Origin of the sequence: Enterobacter sp. 940_PEND (assembly GCF_001059415.1) — a bacterium.
In the GTDB taxonomy this organism is placed as follows: Bacteria; Pseudomonadota; Gammaproteobacteria; order Enterobacterales; family Enterobacteriaceae; genus Enterobacter; species Enterobacter cloacae_M.
Window position 1 is genome coordinate 86,943 of the sequence record NZ_JUMS01000042.1, and the last position, 21,286, is coordinate 108,228.

The window sequence follows — 21,286 nt, forward strand, 5'->3', positions numbered from 1 at the left end:
TTAAGTAAAATCTCACTTCCCTTTTGAAGGAGGTTTTCGCGATTTGATGTATTTACGAGCTTTACTGGTTTTCGCCTTATTGATTCCCTTCCATGCGCTGTCCCTGAATTTCTCTTCTACCTTCCTGCGCCTTAATTGTCCGCAAAGAGGACTTGTCGAGGTCATTCTGCACGTTTATGACCATACCCAGGAACGATGGCACGGCCATTTTGAAACCGGCGCGGGACATAAACGTGCAGGTGATACCGAAATCATCCCGTTTGCCAACGGCGATATTCTCTTTCATTCCCTGTCCAGCGACGCTTTCAGCTATTTATATGATGGAGAAAATATCCTGAGGCACTGCGTAAAGCTTGATGAGCGGCCGGTTTATCCGTCGTTTTGAAGTGAGCAAAGCAAACTGGCCACCCTGTGGCCAGTTTGACGGGGGATTAGAAACGATAACCCGCAGAGAACATAAACACCCACGGATCCAGGCGAGTATTGATACTTTGCTGCTGACCGCCCGCTTTGAAGCGTACGTCCGTATCAATATCCATGTACCAGACCGAGGCGTTAATCAGCCAGTCGCGGTTAATTAGATAATCCAGACCGACCTGCCCCGCCATACCCCATGAATCTTTCAGGCTAAGGTCAGTCAAGCCGGCCTCTTTACCGGTATCGTTAAACTTCTCGTCGAAGAAAGTGGTGTAGTTCACACCGGCGCCAATATAAGGACGCACCTTGCTGCTGGCATCACCAAAGTACCATTGCGCCATCAGCGTTGGCGGTAAATGGTGAACCGTAGCGATATCACCGGTTGCGCCCAGACCTACGCGATGACGGAACGGCGTTGCAGCCAGAAGCTCAACACCAACGTTTTCCGTCGCCATATAGGTGAACGTTAACCCTAACTGGGTGTTATTACTGACGTTAAAACCGCCCATACCCAGCACGTTATCCGATCCTTCAGTCGGGCGAACCGTAGCCGAACCGGCACGAATAAAGAATTCGCCTGCTTCATGCGCATACGCGCCGCCAGAGAGACTGCTTAATACAAGGGCTGCCACCGCTAATTTTTTCATATCCGCTCCATCGTTGTGGTTTTAATCGCGGATGAGAATATACTCACAAATGAGTAATAAGTGATCTGCTACAGATCACATTAAAACCAGTAACTTAACATTCATTGATCTGGATTAATTTTTTTGTTGCACATCCAAAAGCGATAAGTTGTTTCCATGTCAATTTTTGGCATTTCACGGTTACAAAATTTTCCCTTTTCCCCCTCTTGCTCTTCCTCTGGCGGCTGGATAATTTATCGCTCTCACAAGTTGATTTGATGCGTTCTTCTTTAGCAGGTGTGCCATGAGTGATATCAACCCGTGCATGACGTGCGGAGCCTGTTGTGCGTATTTTCGAGTCTCTTTCTACTGGGCCGAAGCCAGCGATGGCGGCGGTACCGTTCCGGTTCATCTCACAGAGCCGCTAACGCCTTTTCTGCGCTGCATGAGCGGCACAAACCAAAAGCAGGCCCGCTGCGTGGCGCTACAGGGCGAGCCCGGGGTCTCTACCAGGTGTTCCATCTATGAGGATCGGCCCAGCCCGTGCCGGGAATTTGCCATGTCGGGGGAGGATGGGCAGGTCAACGAAGCCTGCAATCGCGCCCGGGCGCGCGTTGGATTACCGCCGCTTTACAAAGATATGCTTTTCCATACAAGCCTTGATGCTGCCACAGCAGGTGCATCCGGTGTACAATTGCCGGCTAATTAACACCTGCAATACTCAAGGAGAGTGCATGTCTATCACGGCGAAGTCTGTCTACCGTGACACGGGAAACTTTTTCCGCAATCAGTTCATAACCTTTTTACTGATCGCGTTGCTATGTGCCTTTATCACGGTGGTGCTGGGCCATGCCTTCTCACCGAGTGATGAACAGATTGCCAGCCTGAGCCAGGGCGACCACCTCGCCGGAAGCGTGGGGCTGTTTGAACTGGTGCAAAACATGACGCCGGAGCAGCAGCAGATTCTGCTGCGGGCGTCTGCCGCGTCAACGTTCTCAGGCCTGATTGGTAATGCGGTTCTGGCGGGCGGCGTTTTGCTGATGATTCAGCTGGTCTCGGCGGGTCACCGGGTCAGCGCCTTACGGGCGATTGGTGCGAGTGCGCCAGTCTTACCTAAGCTGTTTATCCTGATCTTTTTAACTACCATGCTGGTGCAAATGGGGATTATGCTGGTCGTGGTGCCGGGCGTATTACTGGCTATCGTGCTTTCATTTGCGCCTGTGATGGTGGTGCAGGATAAGATGGGGATTTTTACCGCGATGCGCAGCAGCATCAGACTGGCATGGGCGAATATGCGTCTGGTGGCTCCCGCCGTGATCGGCTGGCTGCTCGCCAAAACGCTCCTGCTGTTGTTTGCACCGAATTTTGCGGTATTAACGCCGAACGTTGGCGCGGTAGTGGCGAATACGCTGAGCAATCTGATTTCAGCGGTACTGCTGGTCTATCTGTTCCGCCTGTATATGTTAATTCGTCAGTAATCCTGAGGCGGGCGGCATCGCTGCCACCCGCCCCGTTCAGAAGATGGAATCACAGAATGAAGCAGTTTCTTGATTTTTTACCGCTCGTGGTCTTTTTTGCTTTTTATAAGCTGTATGACATTTATGCCGCGACCACTGCGCTGATCGTTGCAACGGCTGTTGTTCTGATCTACAGCTGGGTTCGCTATCGTAAAGTCGAAAAGATGGCGCTGATAACGTTCGTCCTGGTCGCCGTGTTCGGCGGGCTTACGCTGTTCTTCCACAATGATGAATTTATTAAGTGGAAAGTGACCGTCATTTATGCGCTGTTCGCTGGTGCACTGTTAATCAGCCAGTGGGTGATGAAAAAACCGCTGATCCAGCGCATGCTGGGCAAAGAGCTGACGCTGCCTCAGGAAGTCTGGTCCCGTTTGAATATCGCCTGGGCGGTCTTCTTTATTCTCTGTGGTCTTGCCAATATCTATATCGCCTTCTGGCTGCCGCAGAATATATGGGTCAACTTCAAGGTCTTTGGCCTGACTGCGCTGACCCTTATCTTCACGCTGTTAAGCGGCGTATACATCTATCGCCACATGCCGCAAGACGACAAGCACTGATTAATGACTGACCAGAACGTCAACGACAGGCGTTCTGGTCTATTCTCTCCACTGTAAAATCATAGTAGCATCCCGCCTGAAGTCTTCCGTTACGAGTTAAAACAATGACAACAACTAACGCCCCGCAGGGCGAACTGGTTTTACGCACACTGGCAATGCCCGCTGACACCAATGCCAATGGCGATATTTTTGGCGGCTGGCTGATGTCGCAGATGGATATGGGCGGCGCAATTCTGGCAAAAGAGATTGCCCACGGGCGCGTGGTGACTGTGCGAGTGGACGGCATGACCTTCCTGCGCCCGGTTGCGGTGGGAGATGTGGTTTGCTGCTACGCGCGCTGCGTCAAACGCGGCAACACCTCTATTTCAATCAACATCGAAGTATGGGTTAAGAAAGTCTCTTCTGAACCTATTGGGCAGCGTTATAAGGCCACCGAAGCGCTGTTTATTTATGTCGCAGTGGACAGCGAAGGCAAGCCTCGTCAACTTCCGCAGGCCTGATTGACAGGCAAAAAAAAGCCTCCATCAGGAGGCTTTTTTTATTCCATTTGCGCCCCGCCGTTCAGGCGGAAAACAATATTCACAATCAGTCCGTTGCCCGGTTTCCCGGCCTCATAGCGCCATCTGCGCATCGCCGATTTCACTTCGCGCTCAAACATATTAGAAGGCTGAGCGGACAATATTTCCACGTTATCCACGCGGCCATCGGCAGTAACGTCAAATTTAACCCGTACGCGGCCTTCAATACGCAAGGCCTGCGCTCGCGCCGGATACTGAGGCTGGTTGCGACTCAGCGCGCGCGGACCCGCAGGGGCACTGACTGTCGGCTTAGGCGCGGCTGCGGTGTTATTCATCACCGGACGCGAAGGCGCCGCATTCTCCACCGTCTGGGTCGCGCGCGGTTCAACCGGACGTTCCTCGCGTTTCGGACGCTCCTCGACCTTCTTCACCGGCTTTGGCTTCGGCTTAGGTTTTGGCTTCGGTTCAGGTTTGTGGATCACTACCGGGGCTTCCTTCGGTGGCTCCGGAACGGGCTCGGGTTCTGGCTCAGGCTCTGCCACCGGCTGCGGCGGCGGAGGGGCAACCTGCGGCGGCTCGAGATCCGCTGGCGATACCATCGTCACGGAAATCGGCTGCGCGGGCGCGGGCATTTCAATAACCTGATGAACCGAGGTATACAGCAAACCCGCCACAACGGCACCGTGAATCACGACAGAAAGCAGTGTCGGCCAGGGAAAGCGGCGAGGTAAATCAAGGGTCATCGAAGTCATATTCATCAACGTTAAAAAACCGAACCCTGATTTTAAATGCAAATAGCAATCATATTCAATAAGACACTTTGTTCTGGCGCAACTTTAGCGCCTGAGAGGCCAAAAAAGGCGCATTCAGATCAGGGTATTAACATTGTTTTTATTTTACATTGCAGTCGTTTGCCCTTTCACATAACGTAACTGACACTTTTACCGGTTAAGGAGCTTCGCCGTGTTTTACGTGATTTACTCTGAAGATGTTGCTGATTCGCTCGAAAAACGCCAGTCTGTGCGCCCTGCGCACCTTGCACGTTTGCAGCTGCTCCAGGATGAAGGCCGTTTACTGACCGCTGGCCCCATGCCCGCAGTAGACAGCAACGATCCGGGTGCTGCCGGTTTTGCCGGCTCCACTGTGATTGCTGAGTTTGAATCTCAGGAAAGCGCTCAGGCATGGGCTGACGCAGATCCGTATGTTGCCGCAGGTGTGTATGCGAAAGTGACGGTCAGACCGTATAAGAAAGTGTTTTAAATCAATCGTGTAAATGTAGGGCAGCAAACTAACGTTGCATTGCCCTACTACCTTTTTGAATGAAAAAAGATATAATCCATTCATCTCTTTTACTTAGAAAATTTTGTTATGGATTATATCTTATTAGTATTATTATTGGCCGTTTGTTTTGCTAATGCTACATTTATCAGAATCAAATCAATTGTGGTGGTTATTGCATTACTTATATTTGCTTTCTGGTTTATATCAAATATGTTTACCGGAAATGGTGTAAATGATGCAGTTTATTATCATCTTAGAAGTAATGTTCACGGGACGTCTATTGATGATATATTGCCTAAAGTTTTTGCCGCAAGCATATTTATTTTGATTTCCATAGCGATAATATTTGCGTCATTCCGATTTCGAAAAAAATTACCACGGCACAATGTCACATTTTATAATGTTTTGTTTATCATATCCCTTTTATTATTCGTTTTTCAATCTAATGCAACCCAAAATATATACAATTCGCTTCTGAACTTATCCTATGGAAATGGGGTAAAAGTGGCCAGGGAGTATAACAGCATTGATTACGAAATGAATAATAAGTACAACTATGTTTTTATTTATGCTGAGAGCCTTGAACGTTCACTGAGAAACATTGATGGCATCAATTATATTCCACAAATAAGCAAACTTGCAGATCAATATCTTGAATTCACTGACATACGTCAAATTCCGGGTATGGGGTGGACAATGGCAGGAATGGTCAATACCCAATGTGCTATCCCATTAGTACTCCCTCAGGGTAATTCAGCGAATAATATGTCTCATTTCTTGGGTGGGGCTGATTGCATTGCAACGCATTTGAAAAAAAGTGGATACACTACGGAATTTATACGTGGGAGTGATAAAGAATTTGCTGGAGGGGGTAAGTTCTTTTCTCAGCATGGCTGGATTTATCAACATGATAAACAATATTTGCTTAATCATCACGTAGTAAATAAAAATGACATCAGCGGATGGGGTGTTCATGATGATTCGCTCATTGACCATGTATATAATGAATTTGAAAAGTTATCGACCTCAAAAAATAATTTCCTCCTCTCATTATTAACCGTCAATACTCACCCGCCAGCAGGTACCTATTTATCTGCCTGTGATGGACATATTAATGCTGCCATCAGTAACCCAATGTTTAAATCAGCAAGTTGTTCTGATTATCTTATTGGTACATTTATTAAAAAAATCATCAACTCAGACCATTTTGACAATACAATCATTGTTCTTGTTTCAGATCATTTGATGATGGCTAACGCTGCCAGTAAAGAGCTTGACAGCATTCAGGACAAGCGTACGAACAATTTTATTATTATAAAAAAAGGAATTAAACCCACTAAAATCGCCAAACCAGGAACATTACTTGATGTCTGGCCGACTATACTTGACGTCTCTTCGGCTGATAAACCTGATTTTGGATTTGGTCACAGTTTACTTCGGAATGAAAAAAGCCAGATATTACAATTATGGGAAAAATCTAAAAACATTAGTGACTATCTAGGGTTTTCGTCTTCACTATGGAATTACCCTTCCCTAAATGAGAAATTTTCATTTAAAGATGGCAAATTGACAATTGGCCAACAAGAATATAAATGGCCCCTCTTCGGATCCGCTGATAAGAATAAAAACATCAAGAGCATTTATTTTGAAGCCTTTGCCTTAAACGCGCAAAAAATTACTGGGGGAGATAATATTCTTTATTATATAAATGATTGTTCAGTAACATCAAAAAGTAAACAAGGTTTATGTGGTTATGAACTAACACATAATAGTACGACACAGTACCAAATAAATGAAAAAGGTATTTTCAATAGAAGAGAACTTAACGTTGCATCTCCTTTGTTTTCTGAGGAACTTATTGGCATTTCGTCTGGGCCACTTAATGTCCAGACAGGCATTAATGATAATACTCAAGAGCAAACCATGCCATATGGGGTTAATTTTTACAAACTGGAAGGAGAAAATAATGAACTTAAACTCTTGGCCAATTTTAACACATGCAATAACGTTCCAGTTGATGTGAATGCAGTAAAAAACTTGATTGGTAAAGACAGTTCGACTCTCATCATTGCTTCAAATGAGTCTGTTTTTTGTATCCCTTATGAAACCAGACCATCAGTTAATGAATTATTGCGCTCGAATGCGGCTACTGACCTGGCCCCCAGACAGCAAATAATAGGAACTTATACTAAAAGTGATACTAAGTTCATTTTAGGGAGCCCTGATATCCCATTAGATGTGTTTATAAACAAAACAAATTATAAGCTGAATGAATTATGTACCATTTTCAAAGACTGTAGATAATTTTTATAATCTTTTGAAAGGCTCCCTCAGGAGCCTTTCAAACCATCAATGTAGCGACGCTAGCCTCGCCGCAAACCCGACAAACAGCAGCCCTATGAGCCCGTTCCCCAGCTTTGCCAGTTTCTTTTTCGTTTTCAGATAACGTGTGACAAACGCACCGGAGAAGATCAGGAAGCTCATATACATAAAGCTTATTAACTCCAGCGTCGTTGCGAGGATCAGGAAAGAAGTGCCGGTGCTCTGCGCATTCACGTCAATAAACTGAACGAAGAACGATACGTAGAACAGAATCGCTTTGGGGTTGGTCAGGCTTAACACCAGCGAACGTTTCATGATCATACTGGCCGGTTCGGGGCCGCTCTCATGGGCATTTTTCTGGCGGTTCACCACTGACCAGAGCATTTTGCCGCCCAGCCAGAGCAGATAGAAGGCCCCGAGATAGCGCACGATATTAAACAGTACCGGCGTGGTCTGGATTAATGCCGCGACGCCCGCCCAGGCCAGAAACATCAGCACCGCATCGCCGATAAATACGCCCGTGGCGGCAAGATACCCTTTTTTAACGCCGTGACCGATCCCGGTTTTTAGCACAAACAGGGTATTCGGCCCTGGCACCAGCACGATAAAAAATGCGCCGACAACATACGTCCAGAAATTCAGTACGCCAAACTCCGCAAACACTTCTCCCTCCTTTTGCTAAACACAACAGGAATATCGCTGCAAATACGCTATTCCTAAAAAATCAGACGCTATAAAATCAGCGGGCACCCGTTACGGTGCCCTCATGGTTTCAGATATCCTGGACTGCGAACAGCAACGCATTGCGGTGCCTGGTCAATCCACATTTTCTGATGGCGTGAATACGCATATTGCGGCGGGATTGAGCTTCCAGCCAACGAGCCTTGCGACGACTCACCTGTCGCAACATGCGCCAGCGCCCTACTTCTGTTCTACTGCGCTTCATGTCTACAACTCTTTAACTAACAGAGTCGCCATTATAAACCCAACCCGGCAGCAAACCAGCGCTTTTACCTGGCGTTTTTATTTGCCAGATGAATCCTGATGCGTACACTCATAACAATACGCTTTCAAAAGGATTTTTTTACCTATGACAACCTTCTACACCGTGGTGAGTTGGCTGGTCATTTTGGGATACTGGCTGTTAATCGCGGGTGTGACATTACGCATCCTGATGAAGCGCAGAGCCGTACCCTCTGCCATGGCCTGGCTTCTGATCATTTATATCCTCCCGCTGGTGGGAATTATTGCCTATCTCTCTTTCGGCGAGCTTCATCTGGGTAAACGCCGCGCCGAGCGGGCCCGCGCCATGTGGCCCTCCACCGCGAAGTGGCTGAACGACCTTAAAGCCTGCAAACATATTTTTGCCGAGGAGAACAGCAGCGTCGCCTCCTCACTGTTTAAGCTGTGCGAGCGCCGTCAGGGGATTGGCGGCGTCAAGGGCAATCAACTGCAGCTGCTGACCTCGTCCGACGACGTCATGCAGGCGTTAATCCGCGATATTCAGCTGGCGCGTCATAATATCGAGATGGTTTTTTATATCTGGCAGCCCGGCGGGATGGCTGACCAGGTCGCTGAGTCGCTGATGGCCGCCGCGCGGCGCGGCATTCATTGCCGCCTGATGCTTGACTCCGCGGGTAGCGTGGCATTTTTCCGTAGCCCCTGGGCGGGCATGATGCGTAATGCCGGGATCGAAGTGGTTGAGGCGTTGAAAGTGAATCTCCTGCGCGTATTTCTGCGCCGGATGGATCTTCGTCAGCATCGCAAAATGATCATGATCGATAACTATATTGCCTACACCGGCAGCATGAATATGGTTGACCCGCGCTTCTTCAAACAGGACTCGGGCGTAGGTCAATGGGTTGATTTGATGGCGCGAATGGAGGGGCCGATTGCCACCTCGATGGGCATCGTTTATTCCTGCGACTGGGAAATAGAAACCGGCAAGCGTATCCTGCCGCCACCTCCGGACGGCAATATTATGCCGTTTGAAGAGGCGAGCGGTCATACCATTCATACCATTGCTTCCGGGCCGGGCTTCCCGGAAGACTTAATCCATCAGGCGCTGCTGACGGCAACCTACTCGGCGCGTGAATATCTGATCATGACGACGCCCTACTTTGTCCCCAGCGACGACCTCCTGCATGCGATCTGTACCGCCGCGCAGCGCGGTGTCGATGTGAGCATCATTTTGCCACGCAAAAATGACTCCCTACTGGTGGGCTGGGCCAGCCGGGCATTCTTCAGCGAACTGCTGGCCGCAGGGGTGAAAATTTACCAGTTTGAAGGCGGATTGCTCCACACCAAGAGCGTTCTTGTCGACGGTGAGCTGAGCCTGGTGGGAACGGTCAACCTGGATATGCGCAGCCTGTGGCTAAACTTTGAAATCACGCTGGTCATTGATGATGCTGGCTTTGGCGGCGACCTTGCGGCGGTGCAGGATGATTATATCTCCCGCTCGCGGCTGCTGGATGCCAGACTGTGGGTAAAACGACCGCTGTGGCAGAGAATTGCCGAACGACTGTTTTACTTCTTTAGTCCGTTGCTGTAAAACGTGCCCAACGATGTTAAACAGGTAGTCATCATGGAAATGGATCTGAACAATCGCCTGACCGAAGACGAAACGCTCGAGCAGGCCTATGACATTTTTCTCGAACTGGCGGTTGATAACCTCGATCCCGCAGACGTGATCCTCTTTAATCTGCAGTTCGAAGAGCGCGGCGGTGCTGAATTGTTCGACCCTTCAGAAGACTGGGCTGAGCATGTGGATTTCGACCTGAATCCTGACTTCTTTGCCGAAGTGGTGATTGGGCTGGCCGATGAAGACGGCGGCGAAATTAACGATATTTTCGCCCGCGTCCTGCTCTGTCGGGAGAAAGACCACAAGCTGTGCCATATTCTCTGGCGCGAATAATAAAAAAGGCTGCGATTGCAGCCTTTTTTATTTACTCCGGTAATTCACTGCCGCAGCGGTGACAAAACCGCGCGTCGTGTTCATGTTCACCCTTCTGGCAATGAGGACATTTGCGCTGTTGCTTGCGGCTCTGAAACGCGCTGCTCATGTGTGTGGTAATAAGTCCCGTCGGGATGGCAATAACCGAATAGCCAATCAAAATCAGCACGGACGCCACGATGCGCCCCAGTGGCGTATGGGGCGTGATATCACCGTAACCCACGGTGGTGACGGTCACAATGGCCCAGTAGACGGACGCATTGAGCGTCGTAAAGCCATATTTAGGCCCTTCTATTAAATACATCAGCGCGCCAAAAACAATCATGACGATGGCAATAAACGAGTAGAACAAAATAAGCTGATGGCGGGCGCTGACGATCGCACTCCAGAACACGCGTAATGACGGCATAAAACGCAGTAATTTCAGAATACGTAATACCCGAATCACGCGCATCGCTCGCCAGGCAAAGACATAACTCAGGCTAATCTCCGGCCACAGCCACATAACATAGAGCGGCAGGATGGTGGCTAAATCGATAAATCCCCAGAAGCTGAAAACATATCTGGCCGGGTTGGGCCAGGCTATTACCCGCAGGAGATATTCAGCGGTAAAAACCAGGGTAATCGCCAGCTCAAGCCAGACAAAGATATGCCATTCGTCAAACGTCAGGTGGTATTGCGTCCCGGCACCCGATTCAATAAAGATGACAACCACGCTGAGGAGCGCAAATAAACCGCACAGACCTTCAAAGCGTCGCCCGGAAACCGTTTCAGGATCGAATAAAAAATGATATAGCCGCCGACGGGCTAACGTGAATAAACGCGACACAGTTACCTCGCAAAAAATAAGGGCTGACATCATGTCAGCCCTTGCGATTATAACGGGTCTACTTTCAGGCAGGAAACCGCATGTCGGAAGCTGCCTTCGAGAACCGGTCGCGTTTTAGCACATTCCGGTCCGGCCATCGGGCAGCGCGTGCGGAAGACGCAGCCTGACGGCGGGTTAATCGGCGAAGGTAATTCCCCTTCCAGAAGCTGGATGGTTTTATTCTTTTCCAGATCCGGATCGGGGATCGGCACCGCGGACATCAGCGCTCTGGTGTATGGGTGCAATGGATTATGGTACACCTCGTCATAGGTGCCCAGCTCCACGGCATGCCCCAGATACATCACCAGCACGCGGTCAGAGATGTGTTTCACCACGGCCAGGTCATGCGCGATGAAGATCAGCGACAGTCCCATTTCGCGCTGCAGCTTCTGCAGCAGGTTAACCACCTGCGCCTGAATGGAAACGTCCAGTGCGGAAACCGGCTCATCGCAGATAATCAGCTTCGGTTCGAGGATCAGCGCACGGGCAATACCAATACGCTGGCACTGACCGCCGGAGAACTCATGCGGATAGCGGTTGATGAGGTTCGGCAACAGGCCGACTTTCATCATCATCGCCTTCACGCGGTCGCGCACTTCCTGACGAGACATCTTTGGATGATAGGTCCGCAGCGGCTCGGCAATAATCTCGCCGATGGTCATACGCGGGTTTAATGATGCCAGCGGATCCTGGAAAATCATCTGGATATCGCTGCGCACCTCGCGCCACTCGTCGGGCTTCATGCCCAGCAGATCTTTACCCAGCCAGGCCACTTTACCGTCGGTGGCTTTGACCAGACCGATAATGGCTCGCGCAAAGGTCGATTTACCGCAGCCGGACTCTCCCACCACGCCCAGGGTTTCCCCTTCGTACAGGCGCAGCGTGACGCCGTCCACCGCTTTCAGGGTCTTCGGTGGCTGCCAGAACCACTGTTTGCCGTCTTTGATGTCGAAATGCACTTTAAGATCGGCGATTTCGAGCAGCACGTTGCGTTTTTCATCTAATGCGTTCATACCAGCTCCTCCTGCGGCTTAAAGCAGGCGCGCAGACGGCCTGGTGCAAACTCTTCCAGCGGCGGAGCGCTGTTACAGATTTCCATCGCGTGCGGGCAGCGCGGCTGGAACGGACAGCCTTTCGGCAGACGCAGCAGGTTTGGCGGGTTGCCCGGAATGGTGAGCAGGGATTCCCCTTCCGCATCAAGACGGGGTACCGCGTTCAGCAGACCAATGGAGTACGGGTGCGCAGGCTGATAGAAGACATCGCGCGCTTTGCCATATTCCATGGTACGACCGGCATACATCACCAGCACTTTGTCGCAGATGCCTGCCACCACGCCCAGGTCGTGGGTGATCATGATAATCGCCGTGTTGAACTCGCGCTTCAGCTCGTTCAACAGGGTCATGATTTGCGCCTGAACGGTAACGTCCAGCGCGGTGGTAGGTTCATCGGCAATCAGCAGCTTTGGCCGGCACAGCAGCGCCATCGCAATCATCACGCGCTGACGCATACCGCCAGAAAACTCATGCGGGAACATGCGCATACGCTTACGTGCTTCCGGCATTTTCACCGCATCCAGCATTTTGACCGACTCTTCAAAAGCTTCCGCTTTACCCAGGCCTTTGTGCAGCATCAGGACTTCCATCAGCTGCTCGCCTACGCGCATATACGGATTCAGCGAGGTCATCGGATCCTGGAAAATCATCGAGATCTGTTCGGCGCGCAGCTTGTTCAGCTCGTGCTCCGGCAGGTTAAGGATTTCACGACCGTTGAATTTAGCGGAGCCGCCAATCACGCCGTTAGCAGCCAGCAGGCCCATCAGCGCAAAGGCGGTCTGAGATTTCCCGGATCCGGATTCCCCCACGATCCCCAGCGTTTCACCCGCGCGCAGGTTGAAGTTGAGATCGTTGACGGCGGTAACATCCCCGTCCGGCGTTTTAAAGGTCACGCGGAGGTCTTTCACATCCAGCAAAAGGTTATTCTGCTGTTGCGCCTGTGGCGCAGTGGCCGTTTCAATAATTGTCATGACGGCGCTCCTTAACGGTCTTTCGGGTCGAGGGCATCACGCAGGCCATCGCCGATAAAGTTAAAACAAAACAGGGTAACGACCAGGAAACCCGCCGGATAAAGCAGCAGCCACGGTGAAACTTCCATCGAGTTTGCGCCATCGCTCAGCAGCGCGCCCCAGCTGCTCAGAGGCTCTTGTGTGCCGAGACCCAGGAAGCTCAGGAAAGATTCAAACAGGATCATGCTTGGTACCAGCAGTGAGGCATAAACCACCACCACGCCCAGCACGTTAGGAACGATATGGCGAACCACGATATTCCCGGTGGACACACCGCCTACCTGCGCCGCTTCGATAAACTCTTTGCGTTTGAGGCTCAGCGTCTGGCCGCGAACAATACGCGCCATATCCAGCCAGGACACCATCCCGATGGCCACGAAGATCAGCAGGATATTCTGGCCGAAGAAGGTCACCAGCAGGATGACGAAGAACATAAACGGGAAGGAGTTCAGGATTTCCAGCAGACGCATCATTACCGAGTCTATTTTGCCGCCGAGGTATCCGGAAAGTGAGCCATAGAGCGTACCCACGATCACCGCGACCAGCGCGGCAGCAATACCGACCATCAGCGAGATACGGCCACCGATAGCGACACGCACCAGCAGGTCGCGTCCAGAGGAGTCCGTGCCAAAATAGTGGCCTGATTCCATATCCGGCGCGCTGGACATCATGCCCCAGTCAGTGTCGAAATAGGTAAATTGCGACAGCATCGGCGCCAGGGTTACAAACAGCGCGATGATCACCAGAACAACCAGACTGGCAACCGCTGCACGGTTGTGCATAAAGCGACGGCGCGCGTCCTGCCAGAGGCTACGACCTTCTACTTCCAGTTTTTCACTGAAGTTTTCCAGCGCCTCGCTGTTTTTCTTACTCAACATCATGGCGTGCTCCAGCGTTAGTAACGAATTTTCGGGTCGATGACGGCATACAGCACATCGACAATAGCGTTAAAGAGAATGGTCAGCGCACCGACGAGAATGGTCAGGCTCAGCACCAGCGAATAGTCGCGGTTGAGCGCGCCGTTAACGAACAGCTGACCAATGCCAGGCAGGCCGTAGATTGTTTCGATAACCATAGAGCCGGTGATGATCCCAACGAATGCCGGTCCCATGTAGGAGAGCACGGGCAACAGCGCCGGTTTGAGCGCGTGGCGGAAGATAATCCGACGCATCGGCAGCCCTTTAGCGCGCGCGGTACGAATGAAGTTCGAGTGCAGCACTTCGATCATTGAACCACGGGTGATACGCGCGATACTGGCGATGTACGCCAGAGATAATGCCACCATCGGCAAAATCATGAACTTCAATGCCCCGCCGTTCCAGCCGCCGCCAGGCAGCCACTTCAGCGTGATGGCAAATATCATCACCAGTAATGGCGCGACAACGAAGCTGGGTATTACTACCCCGGTCATTGCCACCCCCATTACGGCATAATCCCATTTGGTATTTTGTCTGAGCGCGGCGATAACGCCTGCGGTGACCCCGAAAACGATGGCCAGAATGAATGCCGCAGCACCCAACTTAGCCGAAACCGGGAAGCTGGACGCGACCAGGTCGTTAACGGAATAGTCTTTATATTTAAATGACGGTCCAAAATCGCCGTGGGCCAGCTGCTTCAGATAATTGAAGTACTGGGTGGAGATAGGATCGTTTAAGTGGTATTTCGCTTCGATATTCGCCATGACTTCAGGCGGCAGCGTACGCTCACCGGTAAATGGACTTCCCGGCGCAAGGCGCATCATGAAGAAGGAAATCGTGATGAGAATAAATAGCGTTGGAATCGCTTCAAGACAGCGACGTAGGATAAATTTCAACATTGCCCGTACCTTCTGGCGTGTGCCTATATTATGTGACGTTGGTTAGACACCGTGGGGCGAGCACGCCCGCCCCACTCATTGCCATTAATGCTTGATAATATACAAGTTTTTAACGTAGATATTATCCATCGGGTCTTTACCGGTATACCCACCTACCCACGGTTTCACCAGACGGGCGTTAACGTAGTAGTAAACCGGAACGATCGCGGAATCTTTATCCAGCTGCTGCTCTGCTTGAGAGTACAGTTCTTTACGCTGTGCTTCGTCAGTGGTTTTCAGCGTGTCGCCAATCAGCTTGTCGAACGCCGGGCTCTTATAGTGAGCGGTGTTGTTCGAGCTGTCGCTCAGCATGGTGTTCAGGAAGGAGGTCGGTTCGTTATAGTCCGCACACCAGCCAGCACGAGCCACATCAAAGGTGCCCTGATGGCGGCTGTCGAGGAAGGTTTTCCACTCCTGGTTCTCCAGCTTGACGTTCGCGCCCAGGTTCTTTTTCCAGATTGAGGCGACGGCGATAGCCAGTTTTTTGTGCAGATCGGAAGTGTTGTAGAGCAGGCTGAAGGTCAGCGGCTTATCTGCGGTGTAGCCCGCTTCGGCCAGCAGTTTCTTCGCTTCTGCGTTACGCTGTTCCTGAGTCTGTTTGAACCACTCTGGCTCGGTCAGTTTTGCGCCATCGGTGTATGGCGGGGTATAGCTGTACGCCGGCAGATCGCCCTGGTTTTTCACTTTGTTCACGATGATATCGCGATCCAGTGCCAGCTTCAGCGCGGTACGGACACGTACGTCGGTGAACGGTGCTTTCTGGTTGTTGATTTCATAGTAATAGGTGCACAGGTACGGATCGACGTGAACTTCTTTAGGGATCTCTTTTTTCAGTTTCTGGAACAGTTCAATCGGCATGTTGTTATAGGTCATGTCGATTTCACCGCTGCGGTAGCGGTTAACGTCAGTCACTTCGGACGAAATTGGCAGGTAGGTAACCTGATTAATAACGGTCTTAGCGTTGTCCCAGTATTGTGGGTTACGCTCAAGGACCATACGCTCGTTGACCACCCAGTCTTTCAGCTTATAGGCACCATTGGTGATGATATTGGCAGGCTGCGTCCATTTTTCACCAAATTTTTCCACAGCGGATTTTGGTACCGGAGAGACGGACGGGTGAACCAGCAGCTTATAGAAGTACGGAACAGGTTCGCTCAACGTCACTTCAAAGGTATTGGCATCGATCGCTTTTACGCCCAGATCGGTTACAGGTTTTTTGCCCGCGATGATGTCATCAATATTGGCAATGTGGCCATATTGCAGGTAGCTCGCATACGGAGAGGCGGTGGTTGGATTCGCCAGACGCTGCCAGCTATAAACGAAATCTTCGGCCGTAACCGGTGTACCGTCGGACCATTTCGCATCTTTACGCAGATGGAATGTCCAGACTTTGAAATCTTTGTTTTCCCATTTTTCTGCTACACCCGGTGCCGGGTGGCCGTCTACGTCTGTCACCAGCAGGCCTTCGAACAGGTCGCGGTTAACGTTAGACTCAGGGACACCTTCAATTTTGTGCGGGTCAAGAGACTGAACTTCCGCACCGTTGTTACGCACCAGCGTCTGTTTCTCCGCCAGTTGAACACCTGCAGGAACGTCCGCAGCCATTGCAGCGTTGCCCGCGATTAGCGCAGTTAAAATCCCCGCCGCTACCAGATTTTTTTTTGTGATGATGGACATTGTGTTGGTACTCCACTCATTATAATGACTGGCCTTCGCCAGCTGTGTAATCCCCTGTTGGGGCCTGTACAGCGCAGGAGTTTTTTTTGCTGCTGTCAGGTTCTTCTTTTACTGCTTGCTATCACCGACTTTTTTATTACTGACCGCTCGTATGGCCGTCTTGCGTCGATTCGTTACAGGCCTCCCCTGTTTGAGACCTGCGCTGGATATCTGAGAAGAGAACCATATGAAAATAATTCTCATCTGCTTGTTTTATGCTGCAAAATATTAGGCCGGAAAGTATCAAATGGCGTAAACGCGCGCCAATACATTTTGCAAATTTGTTAAGCAATTCTCTTTTACGGTGAGTACCGCATCGTTGAGGGCAGCCTTGCCGGACATTGAATGCCACTAAAAAAATATGACATTCAATAGGATAGAGAAAATTTTCTCTACAAGCGCGTCGCTGCGCTATCATCGAGTGATTTTGTATGAAAATTTAACAACTGGTTATTATTTAGCACATTCATCTAGGGGAATGTTGAATTTACTAATATCATTTCGGTTATCTCTCAGCAAGCCCCAGAGTATCATGTGAGTAAAATAACAGTTCGATCGAAGGTTTTCTGCGCAGGCGGGTTTGGCGGAAATTAATAACTCATTGAAATACAACCAATGAACATTATTAGTAGAATTTATTATGATATGTGAGCATTTCAACTTTAGTTATAGGATTTACTGATAATGACGTAAAAAAACGGAGCCGTGGCTCCGTTCTTTCATACGAAATATCAGTGCAGCAAACCGGGGAAAATGCTTTTAATTCCTGTAACGATGAATTCAATCCCTAACGCCATCAACAGCAGGCCCATAATACGCGTTATGACGTTAATGCCCGTCTGCCCCAACAGTCGCACCAGCCAGGGTGCCATGCGGAATACTCCCCAACAGCACAGCGCGAAAAGTGCAATGGCAACGGAAAAGCCAATCAGGTGCATCAGGCTATGGTAACGCGTGCCCCAGACAATGGTTGAACTGATGGCGCCAGGGCCAGCCATGAGCGGTAAGGCCAGCGGCACCACGCCAATACTTTCGCGGATGGCAGTTTCTGACTTCTCCTGCTTGTTTTGTTTATCCTCGCCTAGCTTACCGCTGATCATTGACATGGCGATGGTCACGACCAGGATCCCACCCGCTATGCGGAACGAGTCAATCGAAATCCCGAAGAGCTGGAGAATGGCGTCACCCAGGAAAAGGGAGGTGAGCAAGATGATAGCTACTGACAGGTTAGCGGTGAGGTTGGTCTTATTCCTGGCCGCCGCCGTCTGATAACTCGTCATACTAATGAAGACAGGAATGATCCCCACCGGGTTGACCAGGGCAAACAAACCAATAAAAAATTTAAAATACGTTGGAAAATCAAAGAGCGTTTGAATCACGTTTTGCTCCGCTTATACACATGCCCGGGCCTGACAATTTGTCATGAGAAATCGCGCTGAAGATACCCTTTTTATTAGCATACTTCACTCGAAATCTGCGGCAAAACGTTACCATTTCAGGATGTTAAATATATGTATAATCAATGACAGCGCCACTTCCATTACTTACGTAATTATTTAACACTTGAAAAACCTCAACGAAATAACCCTGCTGAAAGGTATCAGCTTGGGGGAAAATTGACGCAGATCATGATTTCCGTACTCAGAAGTGAGTAATCTTGGTTACGCCCCCAGGGAGATCACCTGACAAAAAGGGATGATGCTAAGGTAAGGCTCTTTTAGTAAATTAGTGTGCTGACGCATAAAGTAACTCTTTGTTTTACTTTGTGTTACGCAAGTCGTATCGGCTCTGTCTATACTGTGTGACGTATCGAGCGCTGGTTTACTAAAAGAGTTTAAACATTATCAGGAGAGCATTATGGCTGTTACTAATATCGCTGAACTGAACGCCCTCGTCGAGCGCGTTAAAAAAGCCCAGCGTGAATATGCCAATTTCACCCAAGAACAGGTTGATAAAATCTTCCGCGCGGCCGCACTGGCTGCTGCAGATGCTCGAATCCCTCTCGCTAAAATGGCCGTTGCCGAATCCGGCATGGGTATCGTGGAAGATAAAGTGATTAAAAACCACTTTGCTTCCGAGTATATCTACAACGCCTATAAAGATGAGAAAACCTGTGGCGTCCTGTCCGAAGACGACACCTTCGGTACCATCACCATCGCTGAACCTATCGGCATCATCTGCGGTATTGTTCCGACAACTAACCCAACGTCTACAGCTATCTTCAAATCACTGATTAGCCTGAAGACTCGTAACGCAATCATCTTCTCTCCACACCCACGTGCGAAAGACGCGACCAACAAAGCGGCAGATATTGTCCTGCAGGCGGCGATCGCTGCTGGCGCACCAAAAGATCTGATTGGCTGGATCGACCAACCTTCCGTTGAGCTCTCCAATGCGCTGATGCATCACCCGGACATTAACCTGATCCTGGCGACCGGTGGTCCTGGCATGGTTAAAGCCGCTTACAGCTCCGGTAAACCAGCAATCGGTGTGGGCGCGGGTAACACCCCTGTTGTTATCGACGAAACCGCTGACATCAAACGTGCCGTTGCGTCTGTACTGATGTCTAAAACCTTCGATAACGGCGTGATCTGTGCATCTGAACAATCTGTTGTTGTTGTCGATTCCGTGTACGACGCTGTTCGTGAACGTTTCGCCAGCCACGGCGGCTACCTGCTGCAGGGCAAAGAGCTGAAAGCCGTTCAGGACATTATCCTGAAAAATGGCGCGTTGAACGCTGCTATCGTGGGTCAGCCGGCTTACAAAATTGCTGAACTCGCAGGCTTTACCGTTCCGGCAACAACCAAAATCCTGATCGGTGAAGTGAAAGTTGTCGACGAAAGCGAGCCGTTTGCACATGAAAAACTGTCTCCAACGCTTGCCATGTACCGTGCGAAAGATTTCGAAGACGCGGTAGAGAAAGCCGAGAAACTGGTTGCCATGGGCGGTATCGGTCACACTTCTTGTCTGTACACCGACCAGGACAACCAGCCAGAACGCGTTGCCCACTTCGGTCAGATGATGAAAACTGCACGTATCCTGATTAACACCCCTGCTTCTCAGGGTGGTATCGGTGATCTGTACAACTTTAAACTCGCACCTTCCCTGACTCTGGGTTGTGGTTCCTGGGGTGGTAACTCCATCTCTGAAAACGTTGGTCCAAAACACCTGATCAACAAGAAAACCGTTGCTAAGCGAGCTGAAAACATGTTGTGGCACAAACTTCCGAAATCTATCTACTTCCGCCGTGGCTCACTGCCAATCGCGCTGGATGAAGTGATTACTGATGGCCACAAACGTGCGCTCATCGTGACTGACCGTTTCCTGTTCAACAACGGCTACGCTGACCAGATCACCTCTGTACTGAAAGCGGCTGGCGTTGAAACTGAAGTGTTCTTTGAAGTTGAAGCTGACCCTACCCTGAGCGTTGTGCGTAAAGGTGCTGAACTGGCTAACTCCTTCAAACCAGATGTGATTATCGCACTGGGTGGTGGTTCCCCAATGGACGCCGCGAAAATCATGTGGGTCATGTACGAGCATCCTGAAACCCACTTCGAAGAACTGGCGCTGCGCTTTATGGACATCCGTAAACGTATCTACAAGTTCCCGAAAATGGGCGTAAAAGCGAAAATGATCGCGGTAACCACCACTTCCGGTACCGGTTCAGAAGTTACGCCATTCGCAGTAGTAACGGACGATGCAACAGGTCAGAAATATCCACTGGCTGACTATGCACTGACCCCAGACATGGCTATCGTTGATGCGAACCTGGTCATGGAGATGCCGAAATCACTGTGTGCGTTCGGTGGTCTGGATGCGGTAACTCACGCCCTGGAAGCTTACGTTTCTGTGCTAGCATCTGAGTTCTCTGACGGTCAGGCTCTGCAGGCTCTGAAACTGCTGAAGGAAAACCTGCCAGCGTCCTACAACGAAGGGTCTAAAAACCCGGTAGCACGTGAACGCGTTCACAGTGCAGCAACCATCGCCGGTATCGCGTTTGCGAACGCCTTCCTGGGTGTTTGCCACTCTATGGCGCACAAGCTGGGTTCTCAGTTCCACATTCCTCACGGTCTGGCGAACGCCCTGTTGATCAGCAACGTTATCCGTTATAACGCTAACGACAACCCAACCAAGCAGACTGCTTTCAGCCAGTATGACCGTCCGCAAGCGCGTCGTCGTTACGCTGAAATCGCAGACCACCTTGGTCTGAGCGCACCGGGTGACCGTACTGCTGCGAAGATTGAGAAACTGCTGGCATGGCTGGAAAGCCTGAAAGCTGAGCTGGGTATTCCTAAATCTATCCGTGAAGCAGGCGTTCAGGAAGCTGACTTCCTCGCTCATGTAGATAAGCTGTCTGAAGATGCATTCGATGACCAGTGTACTGGTGCTAACCCGCGCTACCCACTGATCTCCGAGCTGAAACAGATTCTGCTGGATACCTTCTACGGTCGTGAGTTCAAAGAAGGTGACGTTGCCGCTGTGAAAACAGAAGTTCCTGTCATCAAAGCTGACAAGAAAGCGAAGAAAAGCGCTTAATTGAAAGTAGAAGAAAAAACCCGCCTTTATGGCGGGTTTTTTTATGTCTGTATAACAA

The 21,286-nt window shown here is 50.2% G+C and carries 22 protein-coding genes; 10 read left to right on the forward strand and 12 right to left on the reverse strand.

All coding sequences use genetic code 11. The features are described 5' to 3' along the window. The first annotated feature begins 46 nt into the window (after positions 1–46). On the forward strand, positions 47–385 hold the full coding sequence (locus ADJ24_RS23955) for a hypothetical protein (RefSeq protein WP_047174179.1): 339 nt from the start codon (positions 47–49) through the stop codon (positions 383–385). 46 nt (positions 386–431) lie between these two features. Here ADJ24_RS23955 and ompW read toward each other — a convergent pair whose 3' ends face one another. Both ompW and ADJ24_RS25340 read right to left on the reverse strand, forming a co-directional pair. Further along, positions 432–1,064 (reverse strand): outer membrane protein OmpW, encoded by a 633-nt coding sequence (gene ompW, locus ADJ24_RS06005; RefSeq protein WP_023312086.1) that lies wholly within the window; start codon positions 1,062–1,064, stop codon positions 432–434. A gap of 94 nt (positions 1,065–1,158) precedes the next feature. Next, complete coding sequence (locus ADJ24_RS25340; RefSeq protein ID WP_162200813.1) at positions 1,159–1,455, reverse strand: hypothetical protein; 297 nt, start codon at positions 1,453–1,455, stop codon at positions 1,159–1,161. Here ADJ24_RS25340 and ADJ24_RS23435 point away from each other — a divergent pair. The 4 genes from ADJ24_RS23435 (at position 1,348) to yciA (ending at position 3,617) form a co-directional block, all read left to right on the forward strand. Next, positions 1,348–1,752 carry a YkgJ family cysteine cluster protein gene (locus tag ADJ24_RS23435; protein ID WP_021240310.1) on the forward strand — a complete coding sequence of 135 codons (405 nt, stop codon included), beginning with the start codon at positions 1,348–1,350 and terminating at the stop codon, positions 1,750–1,752. The genes ADJ24_RS25340 and ADJ24_RS23435 overlap by 108 nt on opposite strands. A 25-nt stretch (positions 1,753–1,777) precedes the next feature. After that, the gene (locus ADJ24_RS06010; RefSeq protein ID WP_023312087.1) at positions 1,778–2,521 is read left to right on the forward strand and encodes a YciC family protein; all 744 of its coding nucleotides are present in this window, start codon (positions 1,778–1,780) and stop codon (positions 2,519–2,521) included. Positions 2,522–2,577: 56 nt separating this feature from the next. Then, complete coding sequence (locus tag ADJ24_RS06015) at positions 2,578–3,117, forward strand: septation protein A (protein WP_023312088.1); 540 nt, start codon at positions 2,578–2,580, stop codon at positions 3,115–3,117. Between the two features lie 104 nt (positions 3,118–3,221). Next, positions 3,222–3,617, forward strand: a complete 396-nt coding sequence (gene yciA, locus ADJ24_RS06020) for an acyl-CoA thioester hydrolase YciA (RefSeq protein WP_008502796.1) — start codon at positions 3,222–3,224, stop codon at positions 3,615–3,617. 38 nt (positions 3,618–3,655) lie between these two features. Here yciA and tonB read toward each other — a convergent pair whose 3' ends face one another. Then, positions 3,656–4,378 carry a TonB system transport protein TonB gene (gene tonB / locus ADJ24_RS06025; protein WP_032668470.1) on the reverse strand — a complete coding sequence of 241 codons (723 nt, stop codon included), beginning with the start codon at positions 4,376–4,378 and terminating at the stop codon, positions 3,656–3,658. Between the two features lie 220 nt (positions 4,379–4,598). Between tonB and ADJ24_RS06030 the strand changes: the two genes are divergently transcribed. Together ADJ24_RS06030 and ADJ24_RS06035 are read left to right on the forward strand one after the other, a co-directional pair. Then, complete coding sequence (locus ADJ24_RS06030) at positions 4,599–4,895, forward strand: YciI family protein (RefSeq protein WP_023312090.1); 297 nt, start codon at positions 4,599–4,601, stop codon at positions 4,893–4,895. Between the two features lie 108 nt (positions 4,896–5,003). Further along, a complete protein-coding gene (locus tag ADJ24_RS06035; protein WP_048955431.1) occupies positions 5,004–7,220 on the forward strand; it encodes a phosphoglycerol transferase I in 2,217 nt (738 codons plus the stop codon). A gap of 45 nt (positions 7,221–7,265) precedes the next feature. Here ADJ24_RS06035 and leuE read toward each other — a convergent pair whose 3' ends face one another. Then, positions 7,266–7,901 (reverse strand): leucine efflux protein LeuE, encoded by a 636-nt coding sequence (leuE, locus tag ADJ24_RS06040; RefSeq protein ID WP_023312092.1) that lies wholly within the window; start codon positions 7,899–7,901, stop codon positions 7,266–7,268. Positions 7,902–8,010: 109 nt separating this feature from the next. Then, positions 8,011–8,184 carry a YciY family protein gene (locus tag ADJ24_RS24960; protein ID WP_086379783.1) on the reverse strand — a complete coding sequence of 58 codons (174 nt, stop codon included), beginning with the start codon at positions 8,182–8,184 and terminating at the stop codon, positions 8,011–8,013. Positions 8,185–8,328: 144 nt separating this feature from the next. On the opposite strand from ADJ24_RS24960, the gene cls reads away from it, so the two are divergent. Further along, complete coding sequence (gene cls, locus ADJ24_RS06045; RefSeq protein ID WP_008502791.1) at positions 8,329–9,789, forward strand: cardiolipin synthase; 1,461 nt, start codon at positions 8,329–8,331, stop codon at positions 9,787–9,789. 33 nt (positions 9,790–9,822) lie between these two features. Beyond that, positions 9,823–10,152: an HI1450 family dsDNA-mimic protein gene (locus tag ADJ24_RS06050; protein ID WP_006810881.1), complete on the forward strand. Its 330-nt coding sequence runs from the start codon at positions 9,823–9,825 to the stop codon at positions 10,150–10,152. A gap of 31 nt (positions 10,153–10,183) precedes the next feature. Here ADJ24_RS06050 and ADJ24_RS06055 read toward each other — a convergent pair whose 3' ends face one another. The 7 genes from ADJ24_RS06055 to ADJ24_RS06085 form a co-directional block, all read right to left on the reverse strand. Then, positions 10,184–11,053, reverse strand: a complete 870-nt coding sequence (locus ADJ24_RS06055) for an ion transporter (RefSeq protein WP_047741773.1) — start codon at positions 11,051–11,053, stop codon at positions 10,184–10,186. Between the two features lie 14 nt (positions 11,054–11,067). Beyond that, on the reverse strand, positions 11,068–12,072 hold the full coding sequence (gene oppF / locus ADJ24_RS06060; protein WP_023312094.1) for a murein tripeptide/oligopeptide ABC transporter ATP-binding protein OppF: 1,005 nt from the start codon (positions 12,070–12,072) through the stop codon (positions 11,068–11,070). Further along, positions 12,069–13,082: an ABC transporter ATP-binding protein gene (locus ADJ24_RS06065; protein WP_023312095.1), complete on the reverse strand. Its 1,014-nt coding sequence runs from the start codon at positions 13,080–13,082 to the stop codon at positions 12,069–12,071. The genes oppF and ADJ24_RS06065 overlap by 4 nt, the downstream gene beginning before the upstream one ends. Before the next feature lie 11 nt (positions 13,083–13,093). After that, entirely contained in the window at positions 13,094–14,002 is a 909-nt protein-coding gene (gene oppC, locus ADJ24_RS06070) for an oligopeptide ABC transporter permease OppC (protein WP_023312096.1), read from the reverse strand. 14 nt (positions 14,003–14,016) lie between these two features. Then, on the reverse strand, positions 14,017–14,937 hold the full coding sequence (gene oppB, locus ADJ24_RS06075; RefSeq protein WP_008502786.1) for an oligopeptide ABC transporter permease OppB: 921 nt from the start codon (positions 14,935–14,937) through the stop codon (positions 14,017–14,019). A gap of 84 nt (positions 14,938–15,021) precedes the next feature. Continuing rightward, positions 15,022–16,653, reverse strand: a complete 1,632-nt coding sequence (gene oppA / locus ADJ24_RS06080) for an oligopeptide ABC transporter substrate-binding protein OppA (protein ID WP_023312097.1) — start codon at positions 16,651–16,653, stop codon at positions 15,022–15,024. A 770-nt stretch (positions 16,654–17,423) separates the two neighbouring features. Continuing rightward, positions 17,424–18,071, reverse strand: coding sequence for a YchE family NAAT transporter (locus tag ADJ24_RS06085; protein ID WP_023312098.1), 648 nt, complete (start codon positions 18,069–18,071; stop codon positions 17,424–17,426). Positions 18,072–18,549: 478 nt separating this feature from the next. On the opposite strand from ADJ24_RS06085, the gene adhE reads away from it, so the two are divergent. Continuing rightward, positions 18,550–21,228 (forward strand): bifunctional acetaldehyde-CoA/alcohol dehydrogenase, encoded by a 2,679-nt coding sequence (adhE, locus tag ADJ24_RS06090; protein WP_023312099.1) that lies wholly within the window; start codon positions 18,550–18,552, stop codon positions 21,226–21,228. Positions 21,229–21,286: the final 58 nt, after the last annotated feature.

Coding starts and splice junctions, on each gene's coding strand:
- ADJ24_RS23955 (WP_047174179.1), top strand. CDS start 47: ATGTATTTACGAGCTTTACTGGTTTTCGCCTTATTGATTCCCTTCCAT.
- ompW (WP_023312086.1), bottom strand. CDS start 1,064: ATGAAAAAATTAGCGGTGGCAGCCCTTGTATTAAGCAGTCTCTCTGGC.
- ADJ24_RS23435 (WP_021240310.1), top strand. CDS start 1,348: ATGAGTGATATCAACCCGTGCATGACGTGCGGAGCCTGTTGTGCGTAT.
- ADJ24_RS25340 (WP_162200813.1), bottom strand. CDS start 1,455: ATGAACCGGAACGGTACCGCCGCCATCGCTGGCTTCGGCCCAGTAGAA.
- ADJ24_RS06010 (WP_023312087.1), top strand. CDS start 1,778: ATGTCTATCACGGCGAAGTCTGTCTACCGTGACACGGGAAACTTTTTC.
- ADJ24_RS06015 (WP_023312088.1), top strand. CDS start 2,578: ATGAAGCAGTTTCTTGATTTTTTACCGCTCGTGGTCTTTTTTGCTTTT.
- yciA (WP_008502796.1), top strand. CDS start 3,222: ATGACAACAACTAACGCCCCGCAGGGCGAACTGGTTTTACGCACACTG.
- tonB (WP_032668470.1), bottom strand. CDS start 4,378: ATGACCCTTGATTTACCTCGCCGCTTTCCCTGGCCGACACTGCTTTCT.
- ADJ24_RS06035 (WP_048955431.1), top strand. CDS start 5,004: ATGGATTATATCTTATTAGTATTATTATTGGCCGTTTGTTTTGCTAAT.
- ADJ24_RS24960 (WP_086379783.1), bottom strand. CDS start 8,184: ATGAAGCGCAGTAGAACAGAAGTAGGGCGCTGGCGCATGTTGCGACAG.
- cls (WP_008502791.1), top strand. CDS start 8,329: ATGACAACCTTCTACACCGTGGTGAGTTGGCTGGTCATTTTGGGATAC.
- ADJ24_RS06050 (WP_006810881.1), top strand. CDS start 9,823: ATGGAAATGGATCTGAACAATCGCCTGACCGAAGACGAAACGCTCGAG.
- ADJ24_RS06055 (WP_047741773.1), bottom strand. CDS start 11,053: ATGATGTCAGCCCTTATTTTTTGCGAGGTAACTGTGTCGCGTTTATTC.
- oppF (WP_023312094.1), bottom strand. CDS start 12,072: ATGAACGCATTAGATGAAAAACGCAACGTGCTGCTCGAAATCGCCGAT.
- ADJ24_RS06065 (WP_023312095.1), bottom strand. CDS start 13,082: ATGACAATTATTGAAACGGCCACTGCGCCACAGGCGCAACAGCAGAAT.
- oppC (WP_023312096.1), bottom strand. CDS start 14,002: ATGATGTTGAGTAAGAAAAACAGCGAGGCGCTGGAAAACTTCAGTGAA.
- oppB (WP_008502786.1), bottom strand. CDS start 14,937: ATGTTGAAATTTATCCTACGTCGCTGTCTTGAAGCGATTCCAACGCTA.
- oppA (WP_023312097.1), bottom strand. CDS start 16,653: ATGTCCATCATCACAAAAAAAAATCTGGTAGCGGCGGGGATTTTAACT.
- adhE (WP_023312099.1), top strand. CDS start 18,550: ATGGCTGTTACTAATATCGCTGAACTGAACGCCCTCGTCGAGCGCGTT.